Source organism: Bacteroides sp. AM44-19 (assembly GCF_003603395.1).
Lineage (GTDB): Bacteria > Bacteroidota > Bacteroidia > Bacteroidales > Bacteroidaceae > Bacteroides > Bacteroides uniformis.
This window is the reverse complement of sequence record NZ_QTNB01000004.1, coordinates 305,042-328,676: the sequence shown is the minus strand read 5'-3', so window position 1 is coordinate 328,676 and position 23,635 is coordinate 305,042. Positions and strand designations below refer to the sequence as shown.

The window sequence follows — 23,635 nt, the reverse complement described above, 5'->3', positions numbered from 1 at the left end:
GGTAACTATATAATGGAGAATTCGTATGGAATCAAATAAAATAATACCGAAAGGAATCCTCTTCCCATTCATTCTGCTCACTACTCTTTTCTTTGCCTGGGCTGTGCCGAATAATCTGACAGATACCATGCTTGCAGCTTTCAAGCGCATCATGAGTATGAGTGATTCAAAAACAGCCTGGATACAGGTAGTGTGCTATTTGTTGGGATATGGATGTTGTGCTGTTCCCGGTGCCTTGTTTATCAAGAAATACACTTATAAATCAGGCGTGATGCTGGGGCTTGGTCTATATGCATTTGGGGCTTTACTGTTCTATCCTGCCATGCTTAGCTCGGGAGTGAATGTTGATTTCAGCTTCTTTATGTATCTGCTGGCAATCTTTGTTCTCTTTGCCGGACTTTCAGTTCTGGAGACGTCTACTAATTCTTATGTATTGGCAATCGGTCCTGAAAGTACCGCGACACGCCGTTTGAATCTGTCTCAGGCCTTCAATCCGTTCGGAGCGATTACGGGAGTGGTGATCAGTCAGATTTTCATCCTCTCACAACTGAATGGAATGACGGCGACAGAGCGTGCCCAACTTCCGGCTGAGGAACTGGCCGCCATCCAGGGGCAGGAATTGAATGCTGTTACTACTGCTTATGTGGTACTTGGTCTGGTGATGTTGGTGCTCTTGCTTGCCATCCGGCTTACCAGAATGCCTAATCTTAGTGAAAAAGGTGAAAAAATAGAGTTTGGTGCCACTCTTCGTCGTCTTATAAAGAATAAGAATTATGTATGGGGTGTAATAGCACAATTTTTCAATATTGGTGCACAGATAGCCGTATGGTCATTCGTAATCCGTTATGCTATGGTACAGCTGAATTTTGACGGTGTATTGGCTTCTTTAGGAGAAGCCGCTTCTGCAGATGCTGTTGTAAATGCATTACGGGGAGTGGAACCGGTAGCTGCCGCATTCTATAATTGTTGTGAATGGCTTGGATTGGATGACTTGCTGCCGCGTACGGCAGAACAGGCTGCGGCCACTTACTATATCATGTCGCTCATTCTCTTTGTGACCATGAGGTTTGTATGCACTGCAATGATGAAGTACGTGAAAGCTTATAAACTCTTGATAGGACTTGCGCTTCTTGCTGTAATGTGTTGTTTGGGTGCCATGTTCGGTAAGGGCAGTTTCGGCGTCTATTGCCTGATGGGTATTTCCGGATGTATGTCATTGATGTTCCCGACCATTTATGGTTTTGGTCTTACAGGTTTGGGGGATGATACTAAAATCGGCGGTTCATTCATGGTAATGGCTATTGCCGGTGCTGCCGTTCTGACCCAAATTCAGGGTATTGTCTCCGACCAGACAGGTAGTATTATGGCTGCATATGCTGTACCGGCCGTTGCTTTTGCAGTGATTGCCTATTATGGGTTCTTCATTGCAAGAAAACAAGAGTTAACAACCAAATAATGCTTTAAACTATGGAATCAAACAAGAAATACGTTATTGGTCTTGATTTTGGTACGGATTCTTGTCGTGCACTGGTAGTGGATACATATACTGGCCGTGAAATGGCTACGGGGGTAAGTTTTTACCCCCGTTGGAAAGCGGGGCTTTACTGCGATGCACACAACAATCGCTATCGCCAACATCCATTGGATTATATTGAATCCATGACAGAGGCTGTACATATAGCCTTATCTGATTTGAAGGAAGAAGAGATTGCTTCTATTTGTGGATTATGTTTTGACACAACTGGTAGTACTCCTGCTTTAACTGATAGGGCAGGAATGCCATTAGCTTTATGTCCCGAGTTTGCAGAAGAACCGGATGCTATGTTTATTCTTTGGAAAGATCATACAGCTGTTCGAGAAGCTGAGCAAATCAACGCACTGATTAATAAACGTAACCTTGATTATTTACTTTATGAAGGTGGTACTTATTCATCAGAATGGGTATGGTCAAAGGTTTTACATATTATCAACACAAACGTCGCTATAAAGGATGCTGCTTATGCTTGGGTAGAACACTGTGATTGGATGACTGGATTAGTAACTGGTAACACTATTCCGGAACAGATTTTTCGTAGCCGTTGTGCTGCTGGACATAAAGCAATGTGGCATGCCAGTTGGGGTCTTCCTTCCGGCGAAGTTCTCGAAGAACTTAATCCGGCCTTGAAGGAAATGCTCCCCCATCTGTTCACAGAAACCCACACCAGCGACACCAAGGCAGGGGAACTGACACCCGAGTGGGCAGACAGGCTTGGACTTCCCCGAGGAATCGCCGTGGCCGTGGGGGCGCTGGACGCCCATATGGGAGCCGTAGGCGCATCCGTCGCCCCGGGGATACTGACACGTATCATGGGAACATCCACCTGCGACATCATGGTTGCCGGCAAAGACGAGGTAGGCGGACGCTGTATCAAGGGAATCTGCGGCCAGGTGGACGGTTCGGTGCTTCCGGGATTCGTCGGTTTCGAAGCCGGGCAGTCGGCTTTCGGAGACATCTACGCCTGGTTCAGGAAGATGCTGGCATGGACACTGAAAGATATCCCCGGAGGAGATGCCAGGCAGAAAGTTCTGGACGGCATGCTGGTGGAACTCACCCGTGAGGCCCAAGACATGGAACCCTCCGAGGACGGTGTTGTCGCCCTGGACTGGATGAACGGCCGCCGTACCCCCGATGCGGACCAGAACGTGAAGGGTGCCGTTGCGGGACTCACGCTGGGTACCAGCGCCCCGGAAATATTCCGTGCGCTGGTGGAAGCCACCGCCTTCGGTTCCCGCCGTATTGTGGAGCATATGAAGGGCCAGGGGCTGCGCATTGATTCGGTCAATGCCATCGGAGGTATCAGCAAGAAGGCGCCCTTCGTGATGCAGACGCTGGCAGACGTGCTGGACATGCCTATCCGTGTGGTCCGCTCGGAACAGACCTGTGCCTTGGGAGCGGCAATGTTCGCGGCAGTTGCCGCAGGGGTGTACAAGGATATCAATGAAGCGACAAGGCACATGGGGTCGGACATCGAAGCTGAATACCGGCCGGATGAAAAAAGAGCCCTCATCTACGAAAAACTATACAAGAAATATCTTGAACTGGCAAAACTTGCTGAAACCATTAACTAAGTATACAAACCATTAATCTATTTAAAACATGAGAATCAAATCATTAATTTTGGCGGCCTTATGCATGGCCACCGTGGGTGTTTACGCCCAAAGCAACTACCCGTTCAACGGTCTGGACATGAACATGGGTAACCTGTCAAGACTGTCCGATGCCAAGACACGTTCCATCAGCCCTGAGAACTTCACGGGCGAGAAGGGCAAGGGCGGCATGGCCGATCCGGTCAGGGACAAGGATCAGCGCAATGTGGCCAACGCTCATCATGCGGCCAAGGACCTGGGCAAGGGTTGGAAGGTAAACCCCTTCATCATCGTGAAACCGGGAGAGACAATCACGATTGCGGAGATCGAGGGTCCGGGAGCCATCCAGCAGATCTGGATGACACCGACCGGGAACTGGCGCTTCTCCATCCTGAGAATGTACTGGGACGATGAGAAGGAGCCTTCCGTCGAATGTCCGGTGGGTGACTTCTTCTGCAGCGCATACAATGAATATGCACAGCTCTCCTCACTGGCCGTTTGCGTGAATCCGGGCAGCGCCTTCAACTGCTACTGGAAGATGCCTTTCCGCAAGAAAGCCCGTATCACGCTGGAGAACATCAACACCGCCGAGGAGATGCGTCTGTACTACCAAATCAACTACACCCTGACAGAAGTTCCCGAGGACGAGGCCTACTTCCATGCGCAGTTCCGCCGCTCCAACCCGACCCAGGGGTCGCTGCACACGTTGATTGACGGTGTGAAGGGCAAGGGACAGTATGTGGGTACCTACCTGGCGTGGCGTGTAAACGACAACTGCTGGTGGGGTGAAGGGGAAATCAAGTTCTACATGGACGGTGACAAGGAATATCCGACTATCTGTGGAACCGGGGCTGAAGACTACTTCTGCGGCTCGTATAATTTCGAGAACCAGAAGACGCACCAGTACCAGGAGTTCACCACCCCTTATGCCGGCATGCACCAGGTAATCCGTCCCGACGGGCTGTACCGTGCAGTGACCGCTTTCGGGCTGTACCGCTGGCATATCCTTGACCCGATACGCTTCGACAAGGACCTGAAAGTCACGATACAGGATTTGGGATGGCGTCATGACGGACGCTACAACAACCAGAAGTCGGATATCTCGTCGACCACTTTCTGGTACCAGGCCGAGCCGCATGCCAAATTCCCGGCTTTGCCGAGCAAGGACGATTTGGAAATTCCAAGATGGTAAAATTGGGTATACCCGATATTTAAAATTACGTTGTTTTTTTATTAACTATTAAATCAAAGTATTATGAGGATTTCTTTTAATAGGAATGGTTTCATAGCATTGGCATCAATGCTATCATTTGCAGTGTATGCAGGGGATAATTTGCCCCTTGCAACCGCTGCATCGGGGACAAATGGATCTATTCAAGTATCTGAGCATGGCGTAGATACTTCTAATGAGATTCACAGCAATGTATCCAGATGCTCCAGAAAACGCATGCCGGTACCGGATTCATGCACGAGTCATTCCACAAGGATGACCCCAAGAAATTCACAAGGAGCTGGTTTGCATGGGCCAATACATTGTTTGGAGAATTGCTGTGGAAAACATTCAATGATTGGAATACTAATCATCTAATTAATCAATGTAAATAAAAACTTATGAGAAGAATTACAAAATACAGTTTGTTACTCTCCCTTGTTCTGGGATTGTACTTTCCTACTGTATTTGCACAGTCGAACATGACGAACGAAATGTTTGACTTGGCAAAGTTGAAATCGGGTGTAAAAAACAAGAGAATCTCCAGTACAGACCCTACCGGAGGTAACAGAGACCATCTGGAACCTTTCAAGCCGGGTGAGAAACGAATCATTGCAGACATCAAGGGAGCAGGGGCCATCAACCATATTTGGGTAAGCTTTGGTAACGCTCTTTTTTATACATTCATAGGCTGATTTTATATCCGGGGTTTTGCCACTATAGTGGCAAGACTATGCCTCTATATTGGTAAAGCTGTGTCACTATAGAGGTACGACTATGGAAGAATAGTTCTACGGAGCAGCAAATTCAATAAATCATTAATAAAGATACGAAATGAAGAATATTCCCAAAAAGCAATTTGCGGGCTGGATGCTGATGCTACTGTTGTGCATCAGTACCTCGGCATTTGCCCAGTCGCCTAAGAAGGTGACCGGACGTGTGATGGATGCACAAGGTGAGTTACTCATCGGTGTGAATGTGACGGAGGCGGCAGACCCTTCTAATGGTGTGGTGACGGACATCAACGGTACGTATACGATTACGTTGAAAGGTAATAAGCCGTCATTAAAATTCTCTTATATCGGCTTCAAGGATAAAGTGGTAGCGGTAGGCTCCAAAGGAGTGCTTGATGTAGCTTTGGAAGAAGATGTGGCAGCCCTTGACGAAGTGGTGGTAGTGGGCTTCGGAACGCAGAAGAAAGCTTCTGTGGTCGGCTCCATTACCAATATAGAGCCGGCCAAGCTTGCCGCGGCTCCCAGCCGTTCGCTCAGTAACAACCTGGCGGGTATGGTTCCCGGTGTGATTGCGGTTCAGCGTAGCGGTGACCCTTGGTTCAATAACTCCGACTTCTGGATTCGTGGTATCAGTAGCTTTACTGGCAATACCAATCCGCTGGTATTGGTGGACGGCGTCGAGCGTTCGCTCCACGACATCGACCCTGAAGAAATCGCCTCCTTCTCCGTGTTGAAGGATGCTGCCGCCAGTGCCGTCTATGGTGTGCGCGGTGCCAATGGTGTAGTGATGATTGAGACCAAGCGCGGCAAGATTGGAAAGCCGCAGGTGAACGTCCGCTTCGAACACTCCTTTACGCAACCCATCAAGATACCCGACTACATCGGCAGTGTGAAGTATCTGGAACTGATTAACGAAATGTATGCCGAGCAAGGTAGAGCCCCCTTTGCCAGCGAAGCCACCTTGCTGAACTACAAGAATCAGACCGACCCGGAACTCTATCCCGATGTGAATTGGTGGGATGTTATCTCCAAAGACCATGCAGACAACACGAAGGCGAACGTTAGTGTCAACGGTGGTACGGACATTCTTCGTTATGCGTTGGTGGCAGGATATTACAATGAGAACGGTATCATTGAACGCGACAAGAACCAGGAGTGGGACTCTTCCCTGAAGGTGAGCCGATATACGGTACGTTCCAATGTAGATGTGAATGTGACTCCCACTACCTTGTTCCGTGCCAATGTGGGCGTGTTCCTGCAAACCCGTAACGCTCCTCCGGGAGACACGGAAACCAATCATGGCATTTTCTATCAAGCCATGCGTGTACCTCCTTACGTGCATCCGGCCATCTATGCCGATGGACGCATTCCCCGTGTGATGTACAAGCAGAACCCTTGGGCGTGGGCCACACAGCGTGGATACGAAAAACTAAACCACAATAAGATTGAATCCCTAGTATCGTTGGAACAGGATTTGAAGTTCATCACACCGGGACTGAAGTTCAAGGGAACCTTCTCTTTTGACAAGTTCTCGGCAACTTCCGTGACACGTTCCAAGAACCCCTATTACTACAATCCCGCCACCGCACGCGATGCAGAGGGCAACATCATCACTGATGTGCAGACCACCGGACAAGAGTTCCTGGGCTATGAAAAAGGAGCTAAATGGGGCGATCAGTCCATCTATCTGGAAGGAATGTTCTCGTACAACCGCATTTTCGGCAAAGTGCACGATGTGAACGCCATGTTCCTCTACAACCAGAAGGAGTATGACAATGGTGATGCGCTTCCCTATCGTACCCAAGGCATAGCCGGAAGATTCTCTTATACTTACGACAGCCGCTATGTTGCCGAGCTGAACTTCGGTTACAACGGCTCCGAGAACTTTGCCAAAGGCAAGCGCTTCGGCTTCTTCCCCGCCGTGGCGTTGGGATGGATTGTATCTTCCGAGAAATTCATGGAGCCGGTTTCCGATGTCATCTCCAACTTGAAGCTGAGAGCTACTTGGGGTAAGGCCGGTAACAGTAACATTGGTGGTAACAGACGTTTCGCCTATATTTCTACCATTGTCAATACCGGTTCGTACAGATGGGGTACAGATGCGGAAATCTATCGCCTTGGACGTTCGGAAGGCGAAATCGGTGTGAACAACTTGACATGGGAAACCGTGACCAAGATGAATGCCGGTATCGACTTAGGTCTATGGAATGGTAGCGTGAACCTCGTAGTGGATGTGTTCAAGGAAAAGCGCGATGACATCTTCATGCAGCGTAAGAATGTGCCTGGTTCTGCCGGATTCAACCGCCCTGTTTGGGCCAATTATGGCAAGGTCGATAATCAGGGATTTGATGTGTCTTTGAATGTCAACCACAAGTTCAATAGCGATTGGGCCATTTCCGCTATGGCAAACTATACCTACGCACACAATAAGGTTGTGGAAATAGACGAACCTGCCGCCATCTTGGGTACATACCGTTCGCAAACTGGTAAACCTGTAGGGCAATTGTTTGGCTTGATAGCGGAAAGGCTCTTTACGGAAGATGATTTCGATGAAAACGGTATGCTTAAGGAAGGAATTCCGGCACAGAAGTTCAGTGATATGAGTAACCTACGTCCCGGTGACATTAAATACAAAGATTTGAACGGGGATGGTGAAGTGACCGCAGTAGATAAAACAGCCATTGGCGGTACACGTATTCCCGAGATTGTCTATGGTTTTGGAGCTACAGTAAGCTATAAGTCGTTCGATTTGGGAGTATTCTTCCAAGGAACAGGTAAAACCTACCAGCTCTTGGGCGGAGAGACCTGGTTGCCGGGTTCTTCCTTAGGTGCTGGTAACATCTATTCGAACATTGACGACCGTTGGACACCCGAAAATCCGAGGCAAGATGTATTCTGGCCCCGTATGGGAGACAAGGCTGTGGCAAACAATGAACAAGCTTCCACATGGTGGTTGCGTGACATGAGTTTCCTGCGCCTGAAGAATCTGGAACTTGGATATACTCTTCCGCAACGTTGGACTACCAAAATTGGCATCCGCGGCTGCCGTTTGTTTGCAAGAGGAACCAATCTGCTGACGTTCTCCAACTTCAAGCTTTGGGACCCCGAACTGGAAACTACCGATGGATTGAGATACCCACAGATGAAATCTGTATCAGTGGGTTTTAGCATCAATTTCAACAATTAATTAAGATACGAAGAAAATGAAAAAATATAAATCTATAGCAAAAGCTGTCTTATTGTCGTGCACCCTGGCATTGACAACGAGTTGCAACGATTTCTTGGACAAGGCTCCCGACGACCAGCTTACCATGGAGATGATTTTCACGGACAAGATAAGGACTGAGGACTGGTTGGCAGGTGTTTATTCATCCATTCCCAGCCCCATGTGGGGGTATTTCAAGGAGCAAGGTTATAACATTATGGGCGATGATATCACTATTCCCCAAGATTGGTCGCCGTATGGATGGAGAAGTGTGTATGCCTACACCACCGGAAACTGGAGTCCTATCTCAACATGGGTCCCCAATTATTGGGTAGAATTGCACAAGCGCATACGTTCCGGCCTTATCTTCTTGCAGGAGGCAAAAGTACTTCCGGAAAAAGACCTGACGGAATCTTATGTCAACCAGATGAAGTACGAAGTCCGCTTCTTGATAGCCTACTATTACTCTTTGATGATTGAGTTGTATGGTGCCATACCGTTTACTCCCGGTGTGCTTGTTGCCGTCGATGCGCCCGAATCGGAGATGATGACGCCCCAAAGACCCTATGCCGAAGTGGTAGATTGGATTGACAAAGAGCTGCTGGAAGTGTCAGAACATCTGCCCGCTGTCTATCCCAATAATACCGATTGGGGCAGGGCCACCTCTATCATGGCTTTGGCAATACGTGCCAAAACACTGTTATTTGCCGCAAGTCCGTTGTTCAATGGCAATCCGGACCTCAAGGACTGGAAGAACTCAGAAGGAGAATTCCTTTTTGATGCCGAAGCCAAACCGGAAAGATGGGAAAAGGCTGCCAAAGCTCATCTCGACTTGATAAAGGCAGCCGAAGCAGCCGGACATAAGCTGTACTATGAATATAATGTGGATGGAAGCATTGACCCCTTCATGTCTTACTATAACATGTCGTTGAAACGCTTCTCAGAAGGTAATAAGGAGATTCTTTTCGGACGCCCCGAAAATGAGAACCTGAACTCCTGGCAGGCTCATCATCTGCCGAAAGGTATCGGTGGAAATGCCGCTATGGGTGTTACTCAGGAACTGGTGGACGCTTTTTATATGAAGAACGGTGAAATGCCTATATTGGGATATAACGAGGATGGTTCGCCCATTATCAACCCGGAATCGGGGTATGTGGAAAACGGATTCTCTACCAATACAGAGTATAGAACCACGAAGTGGCCGGGCGGTGGACCTTCGAACCTTGCCAATAAAGAAACCGGTGTAAGCCCGGTAACAGAAGAAGGTACCTACAACATGTATTGCAACCGGGAGCCTCGCTTCTATGTTTCCGTCATCTATAATGGCGCATGGCTGGGAGTTGATAACCGTCGTGTGAACTTCCTTCAAGGAGGCCGTGATACGGATATGACTTTCGACTCTCCGCAGAACGGTTATAATGTCCGTAAGCGAATCTCTTTGGATGTACTTCCCAGAGATGGAAAGCATGTATATCAGCCGGGTATCTTATACAGAATGGCTGAAGCGTATTTGGGCTATGCGGAAGCATTGAACGAGTCTTCGCCAGCTCCCACTCCCGATGTATATAAGTATGTGAACTTGATTCGTGAACGTGCCGGAATTCCCGCTTTGAAGGAAGGGCTGAGTAAGGAAGAAATGCGTGCCGCCATTCAGCAAGAACGTCGGGTAGAGTTCAATTGTGAAGGTATCCGTTTCCATGACCTCCGTCGTTGGAAGATTGCCGACAAATACCTGGGCGGCAAGCTTTATGGTATGAATCATGACGGTTCTGAGAAGAGCGATGATGTGAACAATCCGAAGGCTTTTTATAAGAGAACTTACTACAAGAGCCGTACCTTCAACAAAAGAATGTATTTATGGCCCGTTCCGCAGGCTCAGATGGACATCAACCCCAATTTGAGACAAGCTCCCGGATATTAATAAATAATTAGAGAACAAGTATGAAATCAATAAAATTCATTTTTTGTACGATGGCGTTAGCGTTTACCACATTGATGTCTTGCTCGGATGATAATGAGGTGGACTTGTCCAATCGTAAGTTTGTCCGTATCGATCAATCGGCAGTTTATGTGGAGATTGACGAGAATGTCACTGTCACCGCTTCCGTTGACACTTTGGCGGGTGATTCCTATCTGTTGAAATGGAGCGTGCTCGATTCCGATGTAGCGACCATTGAAGGTGTAGAAAACAACGCAGCCGTCATTACGCCTATTGCCGTTGGAAAAACGGTTATCAAGGTAGAGACAGCCGATGGCAAGTTGTGCTACTTTAGTGACTTGACTGTTACCAAGACTCCTAAGACGTGTTACATTGACTTTGGTGTCATTGATTCTCCGGCTCCGTTTAACAACTATAGGAATCCCAGAGACCCCGGATTGGTAAATATGCTCGACCAAAGAGGTCGTCCTACTACTTTCGGCATCGAGGTGGACAAACCGTTTTCCGGAAAATTGGCTCGCGGTTTGAATAATAATTTGGGTCTTCCAAAAACAGCTTCTGAGGATATGTTTTTCAGCGACGGTATTAAGATTCCGCTCAGTGGATTTAAGGTGACAGGTCTCTCTCAAGGAACAAAATATACGTTCAGTTTCTATGCTCACATCAATGACCGTGGAACTGAAACCGAGTTCCATGTAATCGGAAAGAACGATGGCGTTGCTTATTTGGTTAGTGACTATAATTTAGATAGAACGGTAGAGATTAAGGGTATTGAGCCTAATGACGAAGGTGTTGTTTATATCGAGATGAAACCGGGCCCGAACAATGTACAATGGGCCAAATTCTTTGGCGTAAATACCATGGTACTTTCAGAAGAGGAGAATTGATGTGGTTTTATAGACCATAATCCTTTCTATTGAAATAATACTGTCAGTGAGGAGAGATACCGTTTAAACAGGCATTCTCTCCTTGCCTTTTTAAAAAACATATAGTAAAATAGTTTATGAAAATTAATTTGAAAGAAGTTTCTGTTTTCTTGTCTGCCATTCTATTGGCAGGCTCGTATGCCGTGGCTCAGAACCCATACAGATGGACGGATGAGCTGGAGTTATTGAAAAGAGTGGATAAATTGCCGGAGTATCGCACTGGCTCTTATGTGGAGCAGTTCTCGAGTTACGACCGTACCGGAGGCAATGATGATGGTTTTGCGGGTACTTATTCTTTCCTTCGTAAGGAAGGTGATAAGTTGGTGATTGCTGAGATGGAAGGCCCCGGAGTCATCAACCGAATCTGGACTCCTACACCGACGGACAATATGCTCTATTTCTATTTTGATGGACAGAAAGAGCCCGGTCTGAAAATAAAGTTCTCGGATTTGTTTTCCGGTAAGGTTTATCCGTTTACAAAGCCCGTTTGTGGTAATGAAATCGGTGGTTTTTATTGTTATCTGCCCATTACGTACAAAAAGTCCTGCAAAATTGTTTTCGATGGACCTAAATTGGAATTCATTCAGATACAATACCGTAACTTGCCGGAAAAGAAGGTGGAAACCTATACCGGTGAATTCTCACAGCAGGATAAGGATTTGTTGGCTGAGGTGAATAGAATATGGGCTGACTTGTCTCCTGCTGTAACGAATTATACCTTTGGAAAATCAGCTGGTGTACAGACGGAAGAAAAGGTATTTACACTGAGTCCGGGAGAAGAAGTTTCTTTCTTTGAGATGGCAGAACCGGGACGTATTGTAGGTATGTCGATTGATGGCGGAACATCTTTCGAAGGTTTATACAAAGATGTGATTCTTTCAGCTAAATGGGATAATGAGAAGGTGGAGGCTATTTATGCCCCCGTTGCTGATTTTTTTGGATATGCCTATGGAAAAGGAGCAATGCGGAGTATCTTAATGGGTAAGCAAGGTACTTCCAACTACTGCTATCTGCCAATGCCTTTTGACAAGTCAGCTTCTATGAAGATGATTTATAAAAAGAGAGAAGGTATTCAGCAATCTCCTATTTCTGTAAACGTTAAAGTGTACTATAACAGTAATAAGCGTAATGTGAAGGAAGAGGGTAAGTTCTATTCTGTATGGCGTAGAGAGAAAACTCCTCTCGGCATTTTCCATAAGTTTGCTGCACAAAAAGGAAAAGGACATTATGTAGGAACCATCCATCAGGCACAAGGCCTGCGTCCGGGAATGACCTTGTTCTTCGAAGGGGACGACAGCACTTACGTAGATAATAAAATGCGTCTGCACGGCACCGGTTCCGAAGACTATTACAACGGTGGCTGGTATGCTTTATTGGATCGTTGGGACAGAGGAAACAGCCTCCCTCTCCATGGTTGTCTGGATTATTCACTTCCGATGGCCAGAACCGGTGGATACCGTTTCTTCTTGGCCGACAAAATGTCCTATGAGAAGGAAATCTATCATGGAATGGAACATGGTGAAGTAAAAAATAATTTCCCGGTAGATTATACATCTGTTGGATTCTTCTATGCAGCCCAGCCATTGCAAGGCAGAGAAGAACCTACTGCTGAATTACGCACTGTATATCAGCCGACAGAACATATTTATTTCCCTCAATTGATGCAGCTGAGTCTTGGTGGAGGTGTCCAGGTAACAAATGAGCGTGGAATCCGTATGACCACCCAGCATGGAGGAGTAGTGCGCATCATGCTGAACGATGTGCCCGAAGGAAAATATAAAGTGCTGATAAACTATTTCGAGAAACCGAATGGTGCCGACTTCCAGGTTTGGCAACGCCAGAAGCAACTGTCCGGATGGATCTCTACTAAGAAGGACAAAGAAGTGTCTAAAGACAGAGTACATGTAGGAGACATCAATTTGACGGAACAAACCAATTCGGTCACTTTCCATGTGAGAAATAATAACGGTGGGGACCAGTTTGAACTGGGACTGATTATCCTGGAAAGAATAAAGGAATAGATGTGGGAATGTGTACTTGTATATGGAATTGATAAGAATGAGAACTAAACAAATTTTACTGTTCGGGCTTGTTACCTGTAGTTTGACGGGCAATATGGCTTGTAAGGATGCTGATAGTGAAAAAACGCTGTGTATTGATAATGTACGCATGATATCCCGTGTCACGGGTGATCCTTTGCCGGGAGATACATTGCTGAATCCCAATAATACCGGACCTGACTTTGATGTATATGGAACGGATTTGGGGTTAATGTGGCATATGGATGGAAACCGTGTGGGCATGTTTTTCGGAGATACCAGTGGAGAAGGCTTTGTCGTGAATAAAAATGGTGGTAATGGTTCCAACTGGCGTTCCAACGTACTGGCTTTTTCATCGGATACAGAGCTTACAGACGGTCTTAAAATAGATTCAATGCTGCTTGATGCCGATGGTAAGGCGCTTGAGGTATGTGCAGGCGGTAAGACGAATCCGGAGGTATACCAGACTTCCATCCCCACGAGTGCCATTCGTGCCGGGAAAACGGATTGTGTCCATATCATGAACATTTATGATTGGGGAGCGCCTCATGGACGCTGGCTTACCAATTTTTCTTCTGTCTATACTTCCAATGATGACGGTCGGACATGGGAGCGGCGTGAAGAGGTGACTTTTTCTCCCGACAGTCATTTTTCGCAAGTGGCTTATGCCAAACGTGACGGATGGATTTATATGCTTGGCACACAGGCCGGACGTGGTGATGCTGCGTATCTGGCGCGTTTCCTTGAGAAAGATCTTCTGGATATGAAGGCCTATGAATACTGGAATGGTGAAAGTAAAGAGTGGATACGTGGAAATGAGGCTGCCGCTACTCCGGTATTGAGAGGTCCCGTAGGAGAAGCGTCGCTGATATGGCACAAGAAGTTTGAGCGTTGGATTCTGACTTATAATTATGATCCGAATCATGACGAGACTCCTTTGACCAAAAGGCATGCCATTCTTTATTGTACATCGAAGGATCTCGTCCAGTGGAGCGAGCCGAAAGTATTGGCGGAAGCGGACAGATATCCAGCTTTGTATTGCGCTTACATACATCCGTTGAAAGACAATGATGACCAGCTTTGGTTCATCATGTCCATGTGGGGGCCGTACAATGCTTTCCTGATGTGTGCCGATATGAAGCTGGAATAATAATCACTTGACTTGAATTGGATATGAAGCTTAGGAATTTATTTTTATTAATAGCTCTCTCGTTACCGGTTTGCTTGTCTGCACAGACAAGCAAACAAATCTATCTGCAACGAGCCGATTCTTTACTTCAGCAGATACTTACTCTCTATAAAGTGGAGAAGTATGGCCTGCTGACGGAAACTTATCCAAGAAACCCGGAGCAGAGAATTACATATACGGCCAATACCGGCGCTGTTGTTAACCAGCAGGAGGTCTCTTTTTTGTGGCCTTATTCAGCCTTGGTATCCGGTTGTGTTTCTTTGTATAAGGTTTCCGGGCAAAAGAAGTACAGAAAACTGATGGACCGGCAGATAAAGCCGGGACTGGACCTTTATTGGGACTCTACCCGGATTCCCCATTGTTACCAGTCGTATCCGGCTTTTGCAGGTCATAATGATCGTTATTACGATGACAATGACTGGGTGGCCATTGATTTCTGTGATTACTATGAACGGACTGGTGACAAGGAGTATCTGGAAAAAGCCATCCAGCTGCATGACTATATTTATTCCGGATGGTCCGAAGAGTTGGGGGGAGGAATCTATTGGTGCGAACAGAAGAAAGAATCAAAAAACACTTGTTCGAATGCTCCGGCTACTGTTCTTTGTATGAAGCTGTTTAAGTTGACTAAGGATGCAAAATACCTTGAGCAAGCTAAGAAGACCTATCAATGGACCCGTGACAATCTTTGTGACCCTTCTGACTTTGTATATTGGGACAACAAGAATTTGCAGGGAAAAGTGGATCCGGCCAAATATACTTATAACAGCGGGCAGATGATTCAGGCCGGTGTACTTCTCTATCAGGTAACTGGAGAGAAGCATTACTTGAAGGAAGCGCAGCAGACAGCCGAGGGTGCCTGCCGTTTCTTTCTGAAGGTACAGCCTATCGCAACAGGAGAGATGAAATTCTTCCCGGGAACTCCTTGGTTTAATGTAATCTTGTTCAGAGGTTTGAAGGCGCTATATCTGGTGGATAGGAATGAGGCGTACATAAAGACCATGATTGAGAATGCGGATTATGCCTGGAACTATACGCGTGATGAGAATGGCTTGTTTAGTAATGATTGGTCGGGAAACAGAAAAGAGCAGTTCAAGAGTCTACTGGAGAATGCCTGTATGATTGAGCTTTTCGCCGAGATCAGCGAATTGCAATGAATAAAACCTTTAAACACAATAAACAATAAATAAACAGAAAATGAAAAGACAGATTGCAGTATTGGTATCCGCCTTGCTAATGGGTGGCGGTACCTATGCTCAGAATGGTGCTCAGGCGCAAAGACCGAAAGCCTACATGGTGTCTGATGCACATTTGGACACACAGTGGAACTGGGATATCTAGACCACAATAAAGGATTATGTATGGAACACGATCAGTCAGAATTTGTTTCTGCTGAAGCAGTATCCGGAATACATCTTTAATTTTGAAGGTGCGGTCAAGTATGCCTGGATGAAGGAATATTATCCGGCGCAATACGAAGAGATGAAGAAATTCATAGAGAGCGGTCGTTGGCATATTAGTGGAGCCAGCTGGGATGCCACTGATACGCTGGTTCCTTCCATAGAGTCTGCGCTTCGTAACATCATGCTCGGCCAGGATTATTACCGGAAGGAATTCGGTGTGGAGAGCACGGACATTTTCTTGCCAGACTGTTTCGGTTTTGGCTGGACACTTCCTGCCATTGCGTCCCATTGCGGACTGATCGGCTTCTCCTCCCAGAAGTTGCAGTGGCGCAACAAACCGTTCTACGGTAACGACAAATATCCTTTCACTGTCGGCTTATGGCAAGGTATAGACGGCTCTACCATCATGATGACCCATGGATATGATTATAACCAACGTTTTGAGGACGGGGACCTGTCGGAAAACAAGGACTTGTTGGAATTGACCGGCCACTCTCCGCTTCACATGGTCTACCGCTATTACGGTACGGGAGACATAGGCGGTTCACCTACATTGGAGTCTGTACGTGCCGTAGAGAAAGGCTTGCAAGGCAATGGTCCGTTGCAGATTGTCAGTGCCACGAGTGACCGGATATATAAAGACTTCCAGCCTTACGCAAGCCATCCGGAACTGCCCAAGTTCAACGGTGAACTGTTGATGGATGTTCACGGTACCGGATGTTATACTTCCCAGGCTGCCATGAAGCTGTACAACCGTCAGAATGAGCTTTTGGGGGATGCAGCGGAACGCTCTTCCGTTGTAGCCGAATGGCTGAACCAGGCTTCCTATCCCGGAGCTGCATTGACTGAGAACTGGCAGCGTTTCATTTTCCATCAGTTCCATGATGACCTTACGGGAACAAGTATACCGCGGGCTTATGAATTCTCATGGAATGACGAGTTGATTTCCCTCAAGCAGTTCTCCGGTATTCTTACTTCCTCCATTGACGCTGTGGCAAGAAAGATGGATACCAGGGTGAAAGGGATACCGGTGGTGCTTTACAATGCGCTTGGATTCCAGGTTACCGATATGGCAGAGGTAGAGCTTGCCTTGCCAAAGGAACCGAAAGGGGTTGCCGTATATGATATGAATGGTCGGAAAGTGGCCTCCCAACTGCTGTCCTATGCCGACGGTAAAGCCAGACTCTTGATGGAAGCCGTTGTACCTGCTACCGGTTATGCGGTATATGATGTCCGCACATCCAGTCCGTCGGCTGATGCCCGGGTATTTGTGAATGCCAATGCATTGGAGAATTCTGTTTACAAGATAACGTTGGATAAGAAGGGAGACATCATTTCACTGTTTGACAAGAAGAATGGCAAGGAGCTGGTGAAACCCGGTAAATCCATTCGTTTGGCGCTTTTCACGCAGAACAAGTCCTACATATGGCCTGCTTGGGAAATCTTGAAGGAGACCATAGACCGGGAACCGGTTTCCATCACAGAGGATGTGAAGATGACATTGGTGGAGGATGGTGAGCTGTGCAAGTCACTCTGCATCGAGAAACGTTATGGAGAGTCACTCTTCAAGCAATACATCCGCTTGTATGAAGGCAACCGTGCCGACCGCATAGACTTCTACAATGAGGTGGACTGGCAGTTGTCCAATGCCTTATTGAAGGCCGAATTCCCTTTGAACATAGCAAATACGGAAGCTACTTACGATTTGGGACTTGGAAGCGTGAAGCGGGGCAACAATACGGAGACTGCCTACGAAGTCTATGCACAGTATTGGGCCGATTTGACTGACCGTAGTGGAAACTATGGTGTGTCTGTCCTGAATGACAGCAAATACGGTTGGGACAAACCGGACGACAACACCCTCCGCCTGACTCTGCTGCATACCCCCGAAACAGACAAGGATTATGCTTACCAGAATCGCCAGGACTTCGGTCATCATTGCTTTACATACAGTCTGGTGGGTCATGCCGGCGGACTTGACAAGGCTGCCACCATAGAGAAAGCGGAGATGTTGAACCAGAGGTTGAAAGCTTTCCGTACCGACAAACACAAGGGTACGTTGGGTAAGGAGTTCTCTTTCGTCTCTTCCAATAACCGTAATGTCATTATCAAGGCATTGAAGAAAGCCGAAAACTCGGATGAGTATGTAGTGCGTGTCTATGAGATGGGCGGTGAGAAGGTGCAGGATGCGGTACTTTCTTTTGCAGGCGAAATTGCCAGTGCCTGCGAAGCGGATGGCACTGAAAAGAGTATCGGTTCGGCCGAATTCAGTGGAAACGGGCTGTCTGTAAGTATAAAGCCTTATTCTGTAAAGACATTCAAGGTACGTTTGAAGTCATCGGGTGAAGACGCCTATCAATTGCAGTATGCCTCTTTGCCGCTGTCCTATAACTATAAATGTTCATCATTCAACGAGTTTCGCGGCGAAGCTGATTTTGAGTCGGGCTATTCGTTTGCGGCAGAACTGTTGCCCGAATCCCTGGCTGTAAACGGGATTCCTTTCCAGCTCGGCGAGAAAGATGCCGCCAACGGAATGACGTGCAATGGTGATACTATTGTTCTACCGGAAGGTAAAAAGTATAATAAACTGTATTTTCTGGCTGCCGCTACGGACGGGGACTATGCCGCCACTTTCCGGTGCGGAGGGAACAAGAGTGAGGTCATTGTACCTTCCTATACCGGATTTGTCGGACAGTGGGGACATTCGGGACATACCAAAGGTTATCTGAAGGATGCCGAAGTGGCTTATGTGGGAACTCACCGCCACTCTCCTACAGCCGATGAGGCCTATGAGTTTACCTATATGTTCAAGTTCGGTGTTGATATTCCGACAGGTGCTGCCAGCCTTATACTTCCGAAGAATGAAAAGGTTGTTCTTTTTGCTGCCACATTGGTGGAGGAAACTCTGAAACCCGTCCAGGTTGCCACTAGCTTGTTCCATACAGCCATCCGTGACAATGAGATGGAGTTGAACAGTGTGGAGGTGGAAAAAGAAAATCTGTTGAAGGGCGCGAAGATTATCGCCTATTCCGGCTATTTTAATGATAATGAGAAGCCCGAACGCATCGTTGACGGGGATGTCGATACCAAATGGTGTGAAGTGGGAAGTGCGTTGAACTATGTGGATTTTGATTTGGGTGAGGCGAAAACTGTGAGCGGTTGGAAACTGGTGAATGCAGGCCGTGAGGACAAAGGGTACATTACTTCCGCTTGCTTCCTGCAAGGCAGAAACAGCCAGACTGAAGAATGGAAGACACTTGACAATATAGATGGAAACCGGCAGAATGTCGTATCACGTATGATTGACACTCCGGCGCAGGTACGCTATGTACGCTTGATGATAACCCGTCCTATGCAGCATGCAGGAGGAAAGGTGTTACGCATCAATGAGATGGAGATTTACTAAAATAATCGGTTATGATGAAAAAACTAGTTTTTGTAATTCAGTTGATATTTCTCTATAGCGGTTTGGCTATGGCCGACCCGGTTATCTCTCTTAAGACATTGTTGCATGAGATGACAGACCGTTCCGTGCTGGCGCGTTGGCCCGAAAATGCCTATACGTGTAAGCAGTTCAGCAGCTACGACCGTAGTTCGCATAACATGACGGATAAGCGTGCCTGGTTTGGTAATTTCGACCAAGGACAGTTTATCCGCCAGGAAGAGAACGGAGGGAGGACGGAATATGTGATGATGGATGCCGAAGGCCCCGGTGCCATAGTTCGTTTCTGGATGACTTTCTCCGGCATAAATCGGGGACAAGGGACTCTGCGTATCTACATAGACAATGAGGAAAAACCGGTAATTGAAGGCAATGTACGTGATATATTGAGCGGACAAGTCCTTTGTGGAGAACCTCTTTCAACTTCAGTACCCGATGAGGCTCCGATGGAAGAAAGAGGGCATAATTTATATTTGCCAATACCTTATGCCAAGCGGTGCAAGGTGACTATCGAATCGCCGGACTTGAAGATTACTCCGGAGGGGAAAATTGAGAGTAAGACCATTGTATACTATGCTATCAATTACCGCACTTATACTTCTCCGGTCAAGGTGATTTCTTTCTCGGCCAAAGAGTTGAAGAAGAATGCCCGGCTGATAGCTGCTGTCAATAAGAAGCTGTCGGAAGGAACACCTGGTATTGATACTCCGCTTGCGGGAAGAGAAAGTACGCTCAATCTGGCGGCTTCTCTGGCTCCGGGTGAAAGCCGTAGTTTTACGATTGACGGCTCTCGTGCCATTCGTCGTCTTTCGATGCGGATTGATGCGGATGACCGTCGCCAAGCACTTCGCTCTACGGTCTTGTCCCTTGCCTTTGATGGGGAACAGACTGTCTGGGCTCCGGTCGGTGAGTTTTTTGGGGTAGGCTATTATCCCGTTGCAACTGGTACGTGGTATACGCGGGCCGTGCAGGATGACGTGATGAGTGCATGGTGGGTGATGCCTTTCGAGCGGAACTGTACGATTACCTTGACCAATTATGGGGAACAGCCGGTGGAAATATCCAAGGCGGCTGCAGTTAGTGGAAAGTGGCAGTGGGATGAACGTTCCATGCACTTTGGTACCACATGGCAGCAGTTTACGCATATCCATGCCCGGGGCGATGAGTTTGCCCAGGACCTTACGTTTGCCGATCTTAAGGGTAGGGGCGTGTATGTGGGAGATGCGGTTACTGTCTATAACCCCAACTTGGGTTGGTGGGGAGAAGGTGATGAAAAGGTGTATGTGGACGGTGAAACCTTTCCGTCACACTTTGGAACGGGTACAGAAGATTATTATGGCTATGCCTGGGGGCGCTATGAACCGTGGATAAACCATCCTTTTGTTGCCCAACCCATAGGAGATGGTTGTTATGCTCACATAGGTTTGGCGCAGAATACCCGTGTCCGCAGTTTGGATGCGATTCCGTTTACTCGGAGCCTGCGCTTTGACATAGAGTTATTCGACTGGTCGAATATACACCTTAATTATGCTCCGATAACCTTCTGGTATATGCTTCCCGGAGGCGAAATACAGCCGAAACCCTTTGTGAGCGATGTACGCGAACGGGTTGCCAACCAACCGTCGGATATTTTCGGTTCAGGGATGAGTCTGGTTGTGGAAGGCGAAGCCATGCAGCCTCGTCCGGGGCATACAGGCTCCGTTGAATTGCAGACCAACTTCCATCCCTTGTGGAGTGAGGGTATGCAACTCTATTGGAAAGATTTCAAACCGGGAGATAAGCTTTCACTGGCTTTTGACAGTGAAGTGGAAGGAATTTATTATGCGAAAATACAGTTTACGGTAGCACCTGATTATGGTACGTTTGCCCTCCGTGTAAATGATAAGGTGATTACTCCGGAAATCAATCTGACCAATGAAGAAGTGTCTTTGCTTCTGGTGAATCTTGGGCAGGTCAATTTGAAAAAAGGAGAGAATGAGTTGCAGATTGAGTCGGCTGCACTGGCTTCGGGACATGATACCGGTTTCTTTGGGATTGATAAGTTGACTCTTCGCAAATAATTCTGTAGACGTCTCTATCGCAGGGATTGTACTTGTATGGATAGCTTTGGATAAATAAAAGTCCAAGGCTATCTTTTTTGTATCAGTTCTTTTTCTATGATAAAATGCTATCTTTGTCCTCAAAATAATAGGTAAGATGAAACTTCGTTCACTCTATATCCTTTCTATTGTAGGGCTGCTACTGGTAATTGTGGTGCAGATTGGTGGTATGATGTATGCTTACGACAATACCAAGAAAGAGGCGGAACGCGCACTGAACGAATGTTTTCGTCTGGCTTTTATCGAAACGGTGGACAACGAGATTAATAATTTACCGTTTCCTGACATGACTATCCCTTTTTACTCGTATCTATCCAAAGACAGTATCAGGTCTTTCGAAGATGAGATGTTTTTAAACTATCAGCAGGCAGCTTCCTTTCTCGAAGATGTATATCATGTCGCCATTCCATTAGATGTGATGGCGAGGTTGGTAGAGAAGAAACTGAAATGGAAAAATATAGACCGGACTGTAAATATCCGTCCTGCGACGGACAGAAGCAAGCGTTCGGTATATGTACGGTTCAAGTCTGTTCTTTCGGAAAAAGCCTGGTTGAATGAGAAGAAAGGAGAGGCCATTGAAGCTGTCATGTTTTCTCCTTTTATACCGCTTGTCAAGGATATAGTCTTTTTGTTCCTTCCTACGCTTCTCTTGGTTGTTTTTCTGGTGTACAGTTGGGCCAGGCAAATGGATTCCATACTTAAACAAGGTAATGATATTGAGAAGCAGCGGTCTGCTTTTTATGTGCTGGCAGAGAAGATGAGGTTGCCGATAGGTGAGGTACGTAGTCAGATATCGGAGAGCCGGTGGGCAGATATAGAAGCCTCGGGGCAACATTTGCTGGACATGACAGAACATACGCTTACGGGAGCTAAGCAAAGCGAACGGCAGCGGCAGGTGCGCAAGCAATATTCTTTTAAAGTCTTTTCGATTGTCGGGTTGATTGCCGGCTGTCTGCTGATGGTAGTCTGGTTTGTCTATCTGTACCGTGCTTCTTTCAAAGAAACTGCCTATCAGGTAAATGATTGTTTTGAAGCAGCTTTTTATGACGAGGTCTTGAAACGCCGCCTTTCTTTGCTCTACGAACAGACTGATAGGGATGGAAAGGATGAATGGGAAGAGAGTGTTGAATCGCCTTTTGCAAAGGAGCAAAGGGAATTTCTGGAGAAAGAGCAGTCGAAGTATAAGGTGAACCGCTTTGGAGTGGTACATATGTACAATCCGGTCGATTTGAATTATCGACTACGCTCTGCTTTGATTATGCAGCGCAGCATCAATGAAAGCGGAATGGAACTTCCTCTCTCCGTGCAGTACCTCGATTCTGCTTTTGCTTCCAGGTTGGAAGCCTTGGGAATGACCTATAAGAGTGGTATCCGCCAGTACTACGCTCCCTCCGATAGTACAGTGGTGGAAGCAGGATATGCCTCGGCAAAATATCAGGATATTTCTTCCCGGTTTATACCGTTGAAGGAGGACAGCATCCTTTGTATACAAGGTGTGGTGAAGAATCCGTATCGCTACGTCATAAGTTCCGTATGGTATCTGTTTCTGCCTCTTTGGGTGATGTTTTTGGTGGTGTTGGACTGTATTCTCGGCCAGGTGAAAGTTTTGCGTACACAGCGGCATTTGGAGCAATTCCAGAAGGATTTTACTTATGCTATGATACACGACATGAAGTCTCCTCTGAGTTCCATCCTGATGGGAGCTCATATTCTGAATAGCGGCAAATTGTCCGGTAAGCCTGGAAAAGAAGAGAAATACCGGCAGGCGATGATGGAAGAGTGTGAGCATCTGCTTACCCTTTCCAATCGTGTACTGGTACTTACCAAGCTGGATGAGGGACATTTGGAACTCCATCAGGAAGAGGTGCCTTTGCGGCCTTTACTTGATGATATAATTGCCAAAATTTCTCTGAAAACCAGCAAAAGGGTAGAATTTACGACCGTTTATCATCGTTGTGAAATGGTGTATGCCGATGCCTTCTGTTTGCGTGAAGTGTTGGGCAATCTGCTGGACAATGCCATTAAATATTCCCATGAAGAGGTAAAGATAGATATTATTTGCGAATCGGAGAAAGGCTTCTGCAAGATAAAGGTGTGTGACAACGGATTGGGTATTCCCTTAAAAGACCAGTCTCTTATCTTCAACCGTTTTGAACGTTCTGCAGCAGTCGGGCGAAGTGGAAGGGGCGGTGCTGCAGGTTTTGGTCTGGGCCTGAATTATGTACAGCAGGTGATGCTGGCACATGGCGGCAGGGTAGAAGTGGAAAGTGAAGAGGGGTGCTTCAGTGAATTTACACTCTACTTTCCTATTGAGACTGTATAA

Annotated in this window: 14 protein-coding genes and 1 pseudogene; all 15 read left to right on the top strand. The window is 47.0% G+C overall.

The genetic code is table 11. The annotated features are described in order from the left end of the window. The first annotated feature begins 25 nt into the window (after positions 1–25). The gene (fucP, locus tag DW947_RS09270) at positions 26–1,456 is read left to right on the top strand and encodes an L-fucose:H+ symporter permease (protein WP_117681007.1); all 1,431 of its coding nucleotides are present in this window, start codon (positions 26–28) and stop codon (positions 1,454–1,456) included. 11 nt (positions 1,457–1,467) lie between these two features. Beyond that, positions 1,468–3,108 carry a ribulokinase gene (locus DW947_RS09265; RefSeq protein ID WP_119958489.1) on the top strand — a complete coding sequence of 547 codons (1,641 nt, stop codon included), beginning with the start codon at positions 1,468–1,470 and terminating at the stop codon, positions 3,106–3,108. 28 nt (positions 3,109–3,136) lie between these two features. After that, the gene (locus DW947_RS09260) at positions 3,137–4,318 is read left to right on the top strand and encodes a glycoside hydrolase family 172 protein (protein ID WP_117713976.1); all 1,182 of its coding nucleotides are present in this window, start codon (positions 3,137–3,139) and stop codon (positions 4,316–4,318) included. Between the two features lie 224 nt (positions 4,319–4,542). Then, a pseudogene (locus DW947_RS09255) lies at positions 4,543–4,731 on the top strand (glycoside hydrolase family 125 protein); the annotation flags it as partial. A gap of 6 nt (positions 4,732–4,737) precedes the next feature. Next, positions 4,738–5,031, top strand: a complete 294-nt coding sequence (locus DW947_RS09250; protein ID WP_227212792.1) for a hypothetical protein — start codon at positions 4,738–4,740, stop codon at positions 5,029–5,031. Positions 5,032–5,170: 139 nt separating this feature from the next. After that, positions 5,171–8,257 carry a SusC/RagA family TonB-linked outer membrane protein gene (locus tag DW947_RS09245; RefSeq protein ID WP_117713975.1) on the top strand — a complete coding sequence of 1,029 codons (3,087 nt, stop codon included), beginning with the start codon at positions 5,171–5,173 and terminating at the stop codon, positions 8,255–8,257. A 16-nt stretch (positions 8,258–8,273) separates the two neighbouring features. Continuing rightward, entirely contained in the window at positions 8,274–10,196 is a 1,923-nt protein-coding gene (locus DW947_RS09240; RefSeq protein WP_117652540.1) for a RagB/SusD family nutrient uptake outer membrane protein, read from the top strand. 20 nt (positions 10,197–10,216) lie between these two features. Next, a complete protein-coding gene (locus DW947_RS09235; protein WP_117652541.1) occupies positions 10,217–11,101 on the top strand; it encodes a hypothetical protein in 885 nt (294 codons plus the stop codon). Positions 11,102–11,217: 116 nt separating this feature from the next. Beyond that, complete coding sequence (locus DW947_RS09230; RefSeq protein ID WP_005824777.1) at positions 11,218–13,161, top strand: glycoside hydrolase family 172 protein; 1,944 nt, start codon at positions 11,218–11,220, stop codon at positions 13,159–13,161. Between the two features lie 22 nt (positions 13,162–13,183). Continuing rightward, entirely contained in the window at positions 13,184–14,329 is a 1,146-nt protein-coding gene (locus DW947_RS09225) for a DUF4185 domain-containing protein (protein WP_005833955.1), read from the top strand. A 23-nt stretch (positions 14,330–14,352) separates the two neighbouring features. After that, a complete protein-coding gene (locus tag DW947_RS09220; protein WP_117713974.1) occupies positions 14,353–15,525 on the top strand; it encodes a glycoside hydrolase family 76 protein in 1,173 nt (390 codons plus the stop codon). A 40-nt stretch (positions 15,526–15,565) separates the two neighbouring features. Beyond that, positions 15,566–15,709, top strand: a complete 144-nt coding sequence (locus tag DW947_RS21815; RefSeq protein ID WP_005824785.1) for a hypothetical protein — start codon at positions 15,566–15,568, stop codon at positions 15,707–15,709. A gap of 6 nt (positions 15,710–15,715) precedes the next feature. Then, positions 15,716–19,177 (top strand): glycoside hydrolase family 38 C-terminal domain-containing protein, encoded by a 3,462-nt coding sequence (locus DW947_RS09215; protein WP_234129821.1) that lies wholly within the window; start codon positions 15,716–15,718, stop codon positions 19,175–19,177. Between the two features lie 11 nt (positions 19,178–19,188). Further along, the gene (locus DW947_RS09210) at positions 19,189–21,273 is read left to right on the top strand and encodes a DUF2961 domain-containing protein (protein WP_005824790.1); all 2,085 of its coding nucleotides are present in this window, start codon (positions 19,189–19,191) and stop codon (positions 21,271–21,273) included. 136 nt (positions 21,274–21,409) lie between these two features. Continuing rightward, positions 21,410–23,635 carry a sensor histidine kinase gene (locus tag DW947_RS09205; protein ID WP_005824793.1) on the top strand — a complete coding sequence of 742 codons (2,226 nt, stop codon included), beginning with the start codon at positions 21,410–21,412 and terminating at the stop codon, positions 23,633–23,635.

Excerpts from the sequence above, each read along its gene's own strand:
- fucP (WP_117681007.1), top strand. The coding sequence starts at position 26 with ATGGAATCAAATAAAATAATACCGAAAGGAATCCTCTTCCCATTCATT.
- DW947_RS09265 (WP_119958489.1), top strand. The coding sequence starts at position 1,468 with ATGGAATCAAACAAGAAATACGTTATTGGTCTTGATTTTGGTACGGAT.
- DW947_RS09260 (WP_117713976.1), top strand. The coding sequence starts at position 3,137 with ATGAGAATCAAATCATTAATTTTGGCGGCCTTATGCATGGCCACCGTG.
- DW947_RS09250 (WP_227212792.1), top strand. The coding sequence starts at position 4,738 with ATGAGAAGAATTACAAAATACAGTTTGTTACTCTCCCTTGTTCTGGGA.
- DW947_RS09245 (WP_117713975.1), top strand. The coding sequence starts at position 5,171 with ATGAAGAATATTCCCAAAAAGCAATTTGCGGGCTGGATGCTGATGCTA.
- DW947_RS09240 (WP_117652540.1), top strand. The coding sequence starts at position 8,274 with ATGAAAAAATATAAATCTATAGCAAAAGCTGTCTTATTGTCGTGCACC.
- DW947_RS09235 (WP_117652541.1), top strand. The coding sequence starts at position 10,217 with ATGAAATCAATAAAATTCATTTTTTGTACGATGGCGTTAGCGTTTACC.
- DW947_RS09230 (WP_005824777.1), top strand. The coding sequence starts at position 11,218 with ATGAAAATTAATTTGAAAGAAGTTTCTGTTTTCTTGTCTGCCATTCTA.
- DW947_RS09225 (WP_005833955.1), top strand. The coding sequence starts at position 13,184 with ATGGAATTGATAAGAATGAGAACTAAACAAATTTTACTGTTCGGGCTT.
- DW947_RS09220 (WP_117713974.1), top strand. The coding sequence starts at position 14,353 with ATGAAGCTTAGGAATTTATTTTTATTAATAGCTCTCTCGTTACCGGTT.
- DW947_RS21815 (WP_005824785.1), top strand. The coding sequence starts at position 15,566 with ATGAAAAGACAGATTGCAGTATTGGTATCCGCCTTGCTAATGGGTGGC.
- DW947_RS09210 (WP_005824790.1), top strand. The coding sequence starts at position 19,189 with ATGATGAAAAAACTAGTTTTTGTAATTCAGTTGATATTTCTCTATAGC.
- DW947_RS09205 (WP_005824793.1), top strand. The coding sequence starts at position 21,410 with ATGAAACTTCGTTCACTCTATATCCTTTCTATTGTAGGGCTGCTACTG.